The sequence below is a fragment of the Eubacterium album genome, from assembly GCF_025336545.1.
GTDB classification, from domain to species: domain Bacteria; phylum Bacillota; class Clostridia; order Lachnospirales; family Lachnospiraceae; genus Eubacterium_U; species Eubacterium_U album.
The window spans coordinates 61,100-73,793 of the sequence record NZ_JAODBU010000002.1 but is presented as its reverse complement, the minus strand read 5'-3'; the positions used below and the strand labels follow the sequence as shown (position 1 = coordinate 73,793).

General features: G+C 31.4%; 13 protein-coding genes. 12 read left to right on the top strand and 1 reads right to left on the bottom strand.

The annotated features are described in order from the left end of the window. Nucleotides 1-10: 10 nt before the first annotated feature. Nucleotides 11-460, bottom strand: coding sequence for a MarR family winged helix-turn-helix transcriptional regulator (locus N5B56_RS00560; protein ID WP_022089503.1), 450 nt, complete (start codon nucleotides 458-460; stop codon nucleotides 11-13). A 188-nt stretch (nucleotides 461-648) separates the two neighbouring features. Between N5B56_RS00560 and N5B56_RS00555 the strand changes: the two genes are divergently transcribed. The 12 genes from N5B56_RS00555 (at nucleotide 649) to N5B56_RS00500 (ending at nucleotide 12,611) form a co-directional block, all read left to right on the top strand. Continuing rightward, complete coding sequence (locus tag N5B56_RS00555) at nucleotides 649-1,404, top strand: hypothetical protein (protein ID WP_260978067.1); 756 nt, start codon at nucleotides 649-651, stop codon at nucleotides 1,402-1,404. Between the two features lie 311 nt (nucleotides 1,405-1,715). Then, nucleotides 1,716-2,273 (top strand): GNAT family N-acetyltransferase, encoded by a 558-nt coding sequence (locus N5B56_RS00550; protein ID WP_260978066.1) that lies wholly within the window; start codon nucleotides 1,716-1,718, stop codon nucleotides 2,271-2,273. Between the two features lie 106 nt (nucleotides 2,274-2,379). Next, entirely contained in the window at nucleotides 2,380-3,750 is a 1,371-nt protein-coding gene (locus tag N5B56_RS00545; RefSeq protein ID WP_260978065.1) for an MATE family efflux transporter, read from the top strand. 94 nt (nucleotides 3,751-3,844) lie between these two features. Then, nucleotides 3,845-5,089, top strand: coding sequence for a chloride channel protein (locus N5B56_RS00540; RefSeq protein ID WP_260978064.1), 1,245 nt, complete (start codon nucleotides 3,845-3,847; stop codon nucleotides 5,087-5,089). A gap of 360 nt (nucleotides 5,090-5,449) precedes the next feature. Next, on the top strand, nucleotides 5,450-6,844 hold the full coding sequence (mgtE, locus tag N5B56_RS00535; protein WP_260978063.1) for a magnesium transporter: 1,395 nt from the start codon (nucleotides 5,450-5,452) through the stop codon (nucleotides 6,842-6,844). 168 nt (nucleotides 6,845-7,012) lie between these two features. Next, nucleotides 7,013-7,681 carry a YoaK family protein gene (locus N5B56_RS00530; protein ID WP_260978062.1) on the top strand — a complete coding sequence of 223 codons (669 nt, stop codon included), beginning with the start codon at nucleotides 7,013-7,015 and terminating at the stop codon, nucleotides 7,679-7,681. A 149-nt stretch (nucleotides 7,682-7,830) separates the two neighbouring features. Next, nucleotides 7,831-8,103 carry an acylphosphatase gene (locus tag N5B56_RS00525; RefSeq protein WP_260978061.1) on the top strand — a complete coding sequence of 91 codons (273 nt, stop codon included), beginning with the start codon at nucleotides 7,831-7,833 and terminating at the stop codon, nucleotides 8,101-8,103. Between the two features lie 170 nt (nucleotides 8,104-8,273). Continuing rightward, the gene (locus N5B56_RS00520) at nucleotides 8,274-8,522 is read left to right on the top strand and encodes a hypothetical protein (protein WP_260978060.1); all 249 of its coding nucleotides are present in this window, start codon (nucleotides 8,274-8,276) and stop codon (nucleotides 8,520-8,522) included. A gap of 256 nt (nucleotides 8,523-8,778) precedes the next feature. Next, complete coding sequence (locus tag N5B56_RS00515) at nucleotides 8,779-9,237, top strand: Hsp20/alpha crystallin family protein (RefSeq protein ID WP_428979572.1); 459 nt, start codon at nucleotides 8,779-8,781, stop codon at nucleotides 9,235-9,237. Nucleotides 9,238-9,344: 107 nt separating this feature from the next. Further along, nucleotides 9,345-9,488: a DUF3737 family protein gene (locus N5B56_RS13470; protein ID WP_260978325.1), complete on the top strand. Its 144-nt coding sequence runs from the start codon at nucleotides 9,345-9,347 to the stop codon at nucleotides 9,486-9,488. 215 nt (nucleotides 9,489-9,703) lie between these two features. After that, on the top strand, nucleotides 9,704-10,450 hold the full coding sequence (locus tag N5B56_RS00505) for a copper homeostasis protein CutC (protein WP_260978059.1): 747 nt from the start codon (nucleotides 9,704-9,706) through the stop codon (nucleotides 10,448-10,450). A gap of 460 nt (nucleotides 10,451-10,910) precedes the next feature. Then, a complete protein-coding gene (locus tag N5B56_RS00500; RefSeq protein WP_260978058.1) occupies nucleotides 10,911-12,611 on the top strand; it encodes a carbon starvation CstA family protein in 1,701 nt (566 codons plus the stop codon). Nucleotides 12,612-12,694: the final 83 nt, after the last annotated feature.

Sequence of the window (12,694 nt, the reverse complement as noted above, 5' to 3'; positions counted from 1 at the left end):
TATAATCTCCTTATAGTTTTGACAATTCTTTTCTTAAAGCAGAATTGTATTTTCGATATAATTTAAGCATTAATTCACATTCCTCATTTTTAAGAGAAGAAAAAGCGTTGTTTTCCATTTCTATGACGGGATATATTTTTTCAGAAACAAATTGCTTCCCGGTTTCAGTTAAATAAATATACATTCCACGACCTTTTCCGGGTGTTAATGTAAGATAGCCCTGTTGTTCAAGTTTTCTGATTGATGAATTAACAGTTTGCTTAGGAAGGCATGAAGAACGGCAAATATCACGCTGCATACAACCGTCGCCGGCTTCGCAAAGATAATAAAATATATCAAAAATGCTGTCTGACATATTAAGCTTAATTGCTAAATCATGATAAATATCATTAAAATCTTTATAGATATGATTAAATTCGATGAGTGCAGGACTCATATTTGGATAATTATCTGTTTTCATTATTTACCATCCTCTTCTTTAAATTTAAGTCTGATTTCGTACTCGTAGAAGTATAGTCCGATTACGGACTCGTGTCAAGAGGAAAATTTAAGAAGGAGTTTAGCAATTGAAATTAATGAAAGTGTGTTATAATGAGCATAAAAATGTATAAGTATTGGATAATTGTTAGAACTTTGTTGATTGAAGAGATGACAAATAAAAACAAGGAGTTTATTACAAATAAAAGTAATGCTTGTAATTATGAATATATGGTGGAGGATAAAATGGTAATAGAATACTTACCTATCTTAGAACAAAAAGACAATAAAATATTAACAATAGGAAAAATAGATAGAACAAAGGCACACACAAATCCGCCTGTTTTACATGCTACTTCAATTATTGTAGCTGTACTTCCTGATGGGAAAATTATTTTAACTGATAAAACAGAAAAACAAATAAAAAAAGGAAGGAATGTCAAAAAGAATAGTCATATATATGATACTTTCGGAGGCCATATGACATATGAAAGTGTTCCAAAAGATGAATTTGACACAGGATTAAGTATAGATACTTATATAAAATGTGCCTATAAAGAATTATCAGAAGAACTTTTAAGATTAGATAAAGATGGTAAAAGGAAAAAGTTTATACCTAAAATAGAGAGGTTTAAATTTGTAGGATTATATGGAATTGAAAATGACCATAACAAAGAAATTTCAGGAGTATTTGCATATTTTTTAGAGGACTATGGTCCGTATGCATCTGAAGATACATTAATAACAAATGGAGAAGAAGAAAATATCATACAACCGATATGTGTAGTTGATTGGGAGAAACTAAACGCAATGTATACCAAAGGAAAAGAAAGAAATATATTCATTTCTGATGGAATAGGAAGAGTATTAGAAAAAGATAATGGAGAGATTTTGAAAAAATGTATTTATGATAATTTGAAAATTTAATTATAAGTGAAATCGTGACATAATTAAAGAAAGAACGCTCTCGCTGCTTGCCACTCGCAACAGTCCTGAATTTTCAAAGATATTTTACTATTATAAGTTCCACTTCTAAAGTAAAATATCTTTGGAAATTTGGACCGGCGGTGACAAATGCACTTTTTTTAATTATGTCACGATTTTACAATAATAAAAATAAATATAGTTAGTAATTTTAGGAGAAAACAAAATGAACGAAGTTCATTTTATATAAATGTTTCCGACGAATAGCCGCCGACCGAAGGGCGGGGGCTATACATATTTTACAGGAGAATAAAATGATTAGAACAGTAAGATTAGATGATGTGGAAGAACTATTAAGAATATATTCATATTATGTAGAAAATACAGCAATTACATTTGAATATGATGTACCAACGGTAGATGAATTTAGAAAAAGAATAGAAACAATAACAGAAAAATACCCATATTTTGTATATGAAGAAAATGGAAAAATAATCGGATATGCATATGCAAATACATTTAAAGATAGAGCAGCTTATGACTGGGCAGTTGAGATGACAATATATATGGATAAAGATTCAAGACATAAGGGTAGTGGCAAAAAATTATACGAAACACTTGAAAAGGAACTTAAAAAGCAAAATATTACTAATTTATATGCATGTATCGGATATCCTGAAGTTGAAGATGAATATCTTACTAAAAACAGTGTAGGCTATCATGAACATTTAGGATATAGATTTGTTGGAGAGTTTAAAAAATGTGGTTATAAGTTTAACAGATGGTATAATATGGTTTGGATGGAAAAAATAATCGGAGAGCATAAAGAAAATGCAAAGCCGGTATTAATATTTAAAGAAATTGAAAAATAAATTTAGGCTAAAAGTAATTAAGTTTTTATGTATTGATTAATGCTAATTATTTTAGAACTAAATAGTATTACACATTAAAATTTGAAGAAAACAGGAATTTTATTATATGAAACGAATAGATTTTGAAAATGGGAAAATAACAAGTAATATATTAAATGCAGCAATTCCGATGCTGGTTGCACAAATATTAAGCCTTTTATACAATATTGTTGATAGAATTTATATTGCAAGAATCCCTGAAATAGGAACAACGGCTTTAGGTGCAGTCGGATTATGCTTTCCAATTATTATAATAATTACAGCTTTTAGTAATTTGTTTGGAAGTGGAGGAGCACCTATTTTTTCAATCAAAAGAGGAATGAAGGAAAATGTAAAAGCAGGAATTATAATGAATACTTCATTTTCAATGGTTTGCGTGGGTGGAATGATTTTAATGGTTGTAGGAATTATATTTGCAAAGCCGATATTATATCTTTTCGGAGCATCTGATAATGCGATTACATATGCATATCCATATATGATAATTTATCTGATAGGAACAATTCCATCTATGATTTCAACCGGGATGAATCCCTTTATTAATGCACAGGGATATGCAACTACGGGAATGATATCGGTTGCCATAGGAGCGATTGCAAATATAGTGCTTGATCCTATATTTATATTTGCTTTAAATATGGGAATTGAAGGGGCAGCAATTGCAACAGTTGTTTCACAGTTTATGTCTGCAGTTTTTGTGCTTTATATATTAAGAAAGAAAACTGAATATAAAGTCAGATTTATTCGAAAAACAGAAATTAAAAAGTGCATTTATTTTGCAAAAAATATTGTAAGCCTTGGAACGGCAGGATTTATTATGCAGTTAACAAATAGTCTTGTTTCTATTTGCTGTAATAATGTTTTGGCAGTTACGGGAGGAGACGTATATGTGTCCGTGATGACAATTATATCAAGTGCAAGACAAATGATAGAAACACCTATTTATGCAATAAATGAAGGAGCATCACCTATATTAAGTTTTAATTATGGTGCAGGAAAACCTGACAATGTAAAAAAATCTATTAAGGTAATGATGTGTTTAGTACTAGCTTATACAGCTGTTATGTGGGGAATAATTATAACAAAACCTGAATTTATAATTGGAATTTTTAGTTCAGATAAGACTTTGTTTAAAGATGCAGTTCCGGCACTTAATATATATTTTGCAGCATTTATATTTATGGACTTACAGTACATAGGACAGACTGTATTTAAATCATTAAATAAAAAGAAACAGGCAATATTTTTCTCATTACTTAGAAAGGTAATAATTGTAGTACCACTTACATATGCACTTCCTTATGTGTTTAATATGGGAACAGATGGTGTGTTTATGGCTGAGCCAATATCGAATGTTGTTGGCGGTAGTATGTGCTTTATTACAATGCTTGCAACAGTAATGCCTGAATTGAAAAGAATGAAGAATAATAGAAGATAGCTAATGATTAATAAATATTAGAATAAAGATTTGTGTGAATCAATGGAATACAAAATGTGACTAAAAAAATTTGCAAATTAAGGAGCAAAGAAAAATGAAATCCGAAAATAAAATTGGCCTACAGAAAGATAAAAACGAAGTCGAAATAAAAATAATACTGGTATTTAAGTACATAATAATGGCTATAATTGTAGGGATAGTTGTAGGAATAATTGATACAATTTTTGGAAGAGGATTGATAGAAATATCTGATTTTAGAAATAAAAATTATAAGTTTTTACTTCCTTTTTTACCAATTGCCGGATTATTTATTACATGGATGTATCATAAGTTTAATGAACTTAGTTTAAAAGGAATGACCCTTGTGTTTGAAACAAGGCAGCAAAAGAGAAATTCTATTCCGTTAGCACTTGTACCACTTGTAATGGTTGGAACATGGATAACACATTTGTTTGGCGGAAGTGCCGGAAGAGAAGGTGTGGCAGTACAGATAGGAGCAACATTATCACATGCTTTTGGAAAAAAATTAAAAATGCCTGATAATAGTAAAGTAATGCTTATAACAGGTATGGCAGCAGGATTTGGTGGACTTTTTCAGACACCGCTTACAGCTGTGTTCTTTGCAATTGAAGTAATAGTTGCAGGCTATATGGATTACGAAGCTATACTTCCTGCAATGATAGGGGCATTTGTCGCTTCTTTCACATCGCATACTTTAGGACTTGAAAAGTTTGAAGTCAATTTAAATCAGACAATTAATATGACGGATGCAAAAAATGGAATTGCTATAATTGTTTTAGGAATTGCATTTGGAATTGCAGGACGATTATTTTCAGTATTATTACAGAAAGCAAAGGTATTTATGAGTAAAAAAATTGAAAATCCATATATACGAATTGGTGTAATTTCTATTCCACTTGCATTATGCCTTTTATTTATCCTTTCAGGAAGATATACAGGACTTGGTACAAATCTTATATCAGAGGCATTAGGTGGAAATGAAGTATATTATTATGATTGGATTTTAAAATTGCTATTTACAATTGTAACCTTAGCAATAGGATTTCAGGGTGGTGAAGTAACACCGCTGTTTTCAATAGGAGCAACATTAGGAGTGGTTTTAGGCAGTTTATTGGGAATATCTCCTATAGTTTGTGGTGCACTTGGTTATGCAGCGGTATTTGGAAGTGCGACAAATACTTTAATTGCTCCGATAATGATAGGAATAGAAGTATTTGGAGGAACAAATATGCTCCCATTTGTTATCGTATGCGTAATTGCGTACATAGTTAATGGAAATGTTTCAATTTATTCTGCACAGCAGAAATCAATAATGTAAACTGTAAATCATTATTAAGAAAAGAATACGTTAATTCTAAGTAAATATTTAATCTGTGGTTGAATTTATCAAAATCCGGTGCTAGAATATCGGAGAAAAAGAAAGTAAATGGAGGTGAGTTTCATGGATAGTTGCGATAGTACAGGGCGAAGTTATATATGCAGTGAAAAACGATGGCATATAAATATGTGGCTATCTATGAGACTTATTTAGCTACATAATATAGATATACGCCTTTAATAACACTGCATCAGATTTATGCCTTTACGTCACAGCAATGTAACTAAACGGTCTACTTAAGAGAAATCTGGAGTAGTGTTTTTTGTATGCTTAAATTAAGCAGGTAAAGAGGAGGCTGACATGGAAAAGACAGTTGTAAGAAATAATTATGTAGAAGAACTTGTAAATTTAATAAGAAGTGATTTAGATAAAGAAGAATTACTTGAACAAATATCTAATTATCATGAAAATGATATTGCAGATGCGTTGGAAAAATTATCGGAAGATGAAAGAAAAAAATTATATCCGATTTTAGGTGCAAAAAGAATTTCTGAAATATTTAGCTATTTAGAAGAAAATACCAGACAATATTTTGATGAGTTATCAGTGGAGAGTGCGGCTAAGGTAATTTCCCTTATGGATTCTGATGATGCTGTAGATGTACTTGAGCATTTAGAGGATTCAAAGAGAAAAGAGATTGTAAAAAAGTTAGATGGAGATGCAGTTGCTGATGTAAGAATGATTTTATCATTTGATGATAGCGAAATCGGTAGTTGTATGACAACTAACTTTGTATGTATAAGCAATAATCTCACAATCCGTCAGGCAATGAGCGAATTGGTAAAACAGGCAGGAGAGAATGATAACATTACAACAATATATGTGATGGATGAAAATAAAAAATTTTTTGGAGCAATAGATTTAAAGGATTTAATTATTGCCAGAGAATATGATAAGTTAGATGATTTGATTAGTCATTCGTATCCGTTTGTATATGGACATGAGAAAATTGAAGATTGCATAGATAGAATAGTTGAATACGCTGAGGATTCCATTCCGGTTTTATCAGCAGACAGATTTATAATTGGTGTAATTACGTCAGAAGATATTGTAGAAATGGTAGATGATGAGATGGGAGATGATTATGCTAAGTTAGCCGGTTTAACAGAAGAGGATGACTTGCAGGAAAGTGTAATTAAAAGTACAAAAAAGAGACTTCCATGGCTTATAGCTTTGCTTTTCCTCGGAATGGCAGTATCTTCAGTTGTTGGAATGTTTGAATCTGTTGTAGCAATACTTCCAATAGTAATATGTTTTCAGTCTTTGGTATTAGATATGGCGGGAAATGTAGGAACACAGTCTCTTGCAGTTACAATTCGTGTTTTAATGGACGAAAACCTAACGGGAAAACAGAAGATAGGATTACTAAGCAAAGAAATAAAAATAGGGCTATTAAATGGAGTACTGTTGGCAATAATGGCACTTACATTTCTTGGAGTATACATACATTTATTTAAGAACTATGGATGGTTAAATTCATTTATGATTTCAGGTTGTGTAGGAGCAGCTTTAATCGTTGCAATGGTTATTTCAAGTATGGTTGGAACGGTTATACCAATGTTTTTCCACAAAATAAAAATTGACCCGGCAGTAGCTTCAGGACCTCTAATTACTACGGTAAATGATTTAGTAGCTGTAGTAACATATTATGGTCTTTCAATGATGTTTTTAATTGATATTTTCAAAATAGCATAAGGGCTTGACGTATGCTTATAAGATATCTATAATCGTGTTTGGTAAAAATTAAAAATTTTTTATTTAAATACCATATAAGAAAATAAAATAAACAAATTAGATTTTAACGGATTTATTCAAAAAACATCAAATAAATGTGATGAAAATACAATTATAGGAGTGATTGAAATGAATAAGACTAGGCAAATGTCAGAAACAATAAGACTTGGAATGCTTCTTGCTGTGTCAGGTGGATTTATGGATGCATACTCATACATAGAAAGAGATCAGGTATTTGCTAATGCACAGACAGGAAATATGTTGCTATTTGGTGTAAATTTATCTGAGGGAAATTTTTCAGTGGCAATGAGATATTTCCTCCCGGTATTAGCTTTCGCATTAGGGATTGCATTAGCTGAGATTGTGCATAAAAAAGATTTGAATTTACTTCATTGGAGACAGGCAGCAGTTTTGGTAGAAGCACTTATATTACTTGGAGTAGCATTCTTTCCACAAAATATGAATCTGCTTGCGAATTCTTTAACATCATTTGCATGTGGAATACAGGTTGAGAGTTTTAGAAAAATAAGAGGAAACGGAATCGCCACGACAATGTGCATTGGAAATATGAGAAGTGGAACTCAGAATCTTTGCAATTATTTACAGGATAGAGATATTGAAAATTTAAAGAAAGCATTATTATATTATGGAATTATTATCTGTTTTATATGTGGAGCTATAATAGGAAATTTCTTTATAAAAATATTTGCAGAGAGAGCAATATTATGCTGCTCAGCACTTTTATTTTTTGCATTTATACTAATGTTTATAGATTATGAAAGAGAAAAAGAAGAGTAAAAAAATTATAATAAATAAGCTGTCTATTTACAGGTTTGATTGGTAAGTAGGCAGCTTTTAGTTTATAATAAAACACAAAGAATATAACAAGATTAAAATTTAAATGATAAAAATAGAATTAAAAATAAAAAGACAAGGTGGATAATTTTATGAATGAAAAGATTAGAAAACATATATTTTTTTATGGAAGAGTTCAAGGTGTAGGATTTAGATATTATTCAGTTTATAAAGCAAGGCAATTAGGACTTACAGGCTGGGTGAAAAATCTATATGATGGTTCTGTTGAAATGGAAGTACAGGGAGATGAAAGAAGTATAGACGAACTGATAATGTTTTTAGAAAATCAGAGATTTATTCTAATAGAAAGAATGGATGCTAAGTCAATTAAATTAGAAGACGATTATGATTTTTATGAGAGATAAAAAGACAGGCGTTTATGCTAATGGTAAAAAAATGATATAAAAATGAAAATTTGTAATAGAACAATACTTGCAAGGGTGTACAAAGGGAACATAATAAAAAACTTAATAATGGACTGCCAATTTTACACAAAGTACCACCCAAACGAGACTATGGGTGGTATTTTTGTATCGTGGTGGAGAAAGGAGCCGCTGTTGTAAAAATGTGGTCAAACCAAGAAAAACCTGTGCGAAAGCAAGTGAAAAATCTCTGTGAAGTAGTGGCATACGCCATGCACAGCTCGGGAAAGACTTCCCTCGCTGTATGGCTGTCGCCCTATAAAATAGCAAAAATAGACGCCCTTGCAAGTAAACTTGCAGGGCGTTATTTTCACTATTTTGCATGGCTCGTAGCGTTCACAAAATCTTCACAAAAAAATTAGCACTCACCTCTTGACAGTGCTAACAAAACGAGTTATAACGTAATCAGAACAAAGGAAGAGAGTTAAAAGATAAGGATTTAAAGATTGATGAATGATAATTCAAGTAATGGTTTTTAGTGAATGATGATTCAGCAATCAGTAAAAATCCAAGTGTTTAACGAAAACCTTAGTTTACAATATAAAAACTACACCTCGGATTTCTCCGATAGTGCAAATATAATTTTTATATCTGATTTGAAAGGAGATATGACTTATGATGATGCCTAGTATTTTTGGAGAAAACTTATTTGATGATTTTATGAATGATTTTACAGATGATTTTGCATTCCCGGCATTTGCTGATGCAGGAAAAGAGTTGTATGGTAAACATGCAAAGAATTTGATGAAAACAGATGTAAAAGATACTGAAAACGGATATGAGGTAGATATAGACCTTCCGGGATTTAAGAAGGATGAAATCCAGATGAAACTGGAAGATGGTATGTTAACAATCAGCGCCGCTAAAGGTCTTGATAAGGATGAGAAAGATAAGAAGGGTAAATATGTAAGACGTGAACGTTATGCAGGAAGTTTGAGCAGAAGCTTTTATGTAGGTGATAACGTAACAGTCGAAGATATTCATCCTAAATATGAAAATGGTATTTTATCATTTAATGTTCCAAAAGAACAGGAGAAGATAGAACCAAAAAGTAAATACATTGCTATCGAAGGATAAAATAGCATAAGATGAATCATCAGATGATGATTTGAATAAAACTCCCTTTGCCGATGCGTGAAGGGAGTTTTTATATGCCATAAATTAGTTATACGTAGAGTGAAAATATTAAACTTTCAAATAGTAGCTTTCAATGGAAATATCCATTATGGTATAGCAAAAATATTAATGCAAAAGGCGATTATTTTGCAATGAACAGTAAAAATATGAAAATAAATGATTTCAATTTAATAGAAGAGTATGTAAGATAATATAGTTTATATCGAATAATATGGAAGAAATTAGGATAAACATTTAGAAGCGTAATTATTTAAATACGCATAGTATATATGCTGTCTTTTATGTATAATAGATATATTGACGAAGATGTAAAACTTAAGGAATACAAAAATTGTTCCGTTTTGATAACTGTTTTTAATAATAGTCATGAATAAAAATAAATATATTATAAAAAGAGGAAAAAAGAATGAACCAATATGTGTTAGAAGTATGCGTGGATTCTGTAGAATCAGCTATTGCGGCAACTAATGGAGGGGCAACCAGAATTGAATTATGTTCAAATATTATTATAGGAGGAACAACGCCTGATTTAGAGTTATTTAAAATAATAAGAAATAAAATTCAAATTCCAATAAATGTTATGATAAGACCAAGATTTGGAGATTTTTGCTATACAGAATCGGAATTTGAGATAATGTGCAGACAAAGTGAAAAATTTGCAAGAGAAGGAGCAAATGCCATTGTTATAGGTTGTCTTAATCCTGATGGAAGTTTGAATGAGGCATATATGAAGGAAATTATGAATATGGCAACAGGATGCAGAGTTACTCTTCATAGAGCATATGATATGTGCAAAAATCCATTTGAAGCATTTGAGACCGCTAGAAAATTAGGTGTAGATACAATATTGACTTCAGGACAAAAAAATAGTTGTATTGAAGGTGTAAAGTTAATTAAAAAACTAGTTGAAAGATCAAGTGGTATAGAGATTTTAGTTGGTGCAGGTGTAAATTCAGATAATATTAAGGAAATAGCTAAAATAACCGGGGCAAAAAGCTTTCATATGACAGGTAAGGTTGTAGAAAACAGCAAAATGGAATATCGAAATGATGATGTTAATATGGGAATTCCCGGGTTAAGTGAATATGAAATTTATAGAACAGACGAAAAAAATATAAGAAAAACAGCTGAAATATTAAAATTATTAAAATAATGCTTAATATAATTATACAAATAATTTGGACATAGTTTAAATAATTAAATTGTAGAAAAATAATAAATTTATTGTTGCATGATTTAACAATAAGTGATAAAACAGAATTTGTAAAAAGTAATAGTTAGTTGCGTAGAAAGGGATACATTGCAATAAAGTGTCTTGATTACAGAGAACCGAGGTAGCTGAGAATCGGAAGAAAAGAATTGTTGTAACATCACCCTGGAGCATCTCTCCCAAAACTTAACATAGTGAGTAGGCAGAGACGTAGTCTTCACGTTACAGAAGAAGCTGTTGGATGTGACAGTGATAAGTGGTTTTAATTAGTAATAATTATTTCAAACAAAGTGGTACCACGAAATTGATATTTTCGCCTTTGTTGTCGTAAGACAATGAAGGCTTTTTCTTTTGTAATAAAAGAATAAACTAGCTAAATAATAACAAAAGAGAGGTAATACAAATGAATGGAATCTTAATGATGGTAATTGCGATTGTAGTACTTGGAGGAGCGTATCTTCTTTATGGTCGTTACCTTCAAAACAAATGGGGCATTGACCCTAATGCAAAAACTCCGGCATATGAATTACAGGATGGAGTTGATTATGTACCGGCGGATACAAATGTAGTATTTGGACATCAGTTTGCATCAATAGCAGGTGCGGGTCCTATTAATGGACCTATTCAGGCAGCAGTTTTTGGTTGGCTTCCTGTTTTATTATGGTTGCTTGTAGGTGGTGTGTTCTTCGGAGCTGTTCAGGATTTTGCATCAATGTATGCATCAGTTAAGAACAAAGGTCGTACAATTGGTTACATAATTGAAGAATATATTGGAAAATTAGGAAAGAAATTATTCTTACTTTTCTGTTGGTTATTCTGTATTTTAGTAGTTGCAGCATTTGCAGATGTTGTAGCTGGAACATTTAACGGATTTACAGTACCTGAAGTTGCAGGACAGGCAGTAGAAAAAATCTCAGCAAACGGTGCAGTAGCAATGACTTCAATTTTATTTATTTTTGAAGCAGTAGCACTTGGAATGATTTTAAGATATGCAAAATTAAATAAATGGGTAAATACAGTAATAGCAATTGCAATGTTAGTAGTAGCAGTAGTAATTGGTTTAAACTTCCCTGTTTATTTAACAAGAGAAACATGGCATCTTTTTATATTCGCTTATATATTTATTGCCAGTGTAGTTCCTGTATGGGCATTATTGCAGCCTAGAGATTATTTAAACAGTTATTTATTAATTTTTATGATTGTAGGTGCAGTTGTAGGTATATTTGTTTCAAATCCTTCATGTAACTTACAGGCATTTACAAGTTTCAACGTAGATGGACAGTATATGTTCCCAATTTTATTTGTAACAATAGCATGTGGTGCCGTATCAGGTTTCCATTCACTTGTTTCATCAGGAACAGCTTCAAAGCAAATTAAAAATGAAAAGAATATGTTACCTGTATCATTTGGTGCAATGCTTATGGAAAGTATGCTTGGTGTAATCGCATTAATCGCAGTTGCTTCATTTGCAAAAGGAGAAGCAGCAGCACAGGGCTTAACAACACAGCCACAGATTTTTGCAGGTGCAATTGCAAACTTCTTATCAGCAGTTGGTTTACCACATAATTTAGTATTTACATTAATTAACCTTGCTGTTTCAGCTTTTGCTTTAACATCACTTGACTCAGTTGCAAGAATTGGTCGTCTTTCATTCCAGGAATTCTTCTTAGATGAAGGAGTAACTGATGATAATATGACACCATTCCAGAAGGTAGTAACAAATAAGTATTTTGCTACAGTTATTACATTAGTTCTTGCATTCTTACTTGCAAAAGTTGGTTATGCAGAAATCTGGCCATTATTTGGTTCAGCAAACCAGTTGTTATCAGTACTTGCTTTAGTAGCTTGTGCAGTATTCTTAAAGAAAACAAAACGTCAGGGTTGGATGTTATGGGTACCAATGTTCTTTATGATGGCAGTTACATTTACAGCCCTTGGAATGACAATTTACAAATTAAGTGGAGCATTTGCTACAACAGGATTATCACTTGGAAATACATTACAGTTAATCTTTGCAGTATTACTTTTAATCCTTGGTGTAATTGTTGCCGTACAGGGTGTAAAGAAGTTATTTGAAAAAAATGAAGAAAAAGAAGTTGCATAAAATGAGACGTAAGTAAGTTATAAAGACTGTCGTATTAAAATGATAGAATGATATGCTACCCTCATATAGGACAATAAAATATA

Bases quoted from the DNA above. Each gene is read 5' to 3' on its own strand.
- N5B56_RS00530 (WP_260978062.1), top strand. From the start codon at position 7,013: ATGAATAAGACTAGGCAAATGTCAGAAACAATAAGACTTGGAATGCTT.
- N5B56_RS00555 (WP_260978067.1), top strand. From the start codon at position 649: ATGACAAATAAAAACAAGGAGTTTATTACAAATAAAAGTAATGCTTGT.
- N5B56_RS00550 (WP_260978066.1), top strand. From the start codon at position 1,716: ATGATTAGAACAGTAAGATTAGATGATGTGGAAGAACTATTAAGAATA.
- N5B56_RS00515 (WP_428979572.1), top strand. From the start codon at position 8,779: ATGATGCCTAGTATTTTTGGAGAAAACTTATTTGATGATTTTATGAAT.
- N5B56_RS00525 (WP_260978061.1), top strand. From the start codon at position 7,831: ATGAATGAAAAGATTAGAAAACATATATTTTTTTATGGAAGAGTTCAA.
- N5B56_RS00545 (WP_260978065.1), top strand. From the start codon at position 2,380: ATGAAACGAATAGATTTTGAAAATGGGAAAATAACAAGTAATATATTA.
- N5B56_RS00560 (WP_022089503.1), bottom strand. From the start codon at position 460: ATGAAAACAGATAATTATCCAAATATGAGTCCTGCACTCATCGAATTT.
- N5B56_RS00540 (WP_260978064.1), top strand. From the start codon at position 3,845: ATGAAATCCGAAAATAAAATTGGCCTACAGAAAGATAAAAACGAAGTC.
- mgtE (WP_260978063.1), top strand. From the start codon at position 5,450: ATGGAAAAGACAGTTGTAAGAAATAATTATGTAGAAGAACTTGTAAAT.
- N5B56_RS00500 (WP_260978058.1), top strand. From the start codon at position 10,911: ATGAATGGAATCTTAATGATGGTAATTGCGATTGTAGTACTTGGAGGA.
- N5B56_RS00505 (WP_260978059.1), top strand. From the start codon at position 9,704: ATGAACCAATATGTGTTAGAAGTATGCGTGGATTCTGTAGAATCAGCT.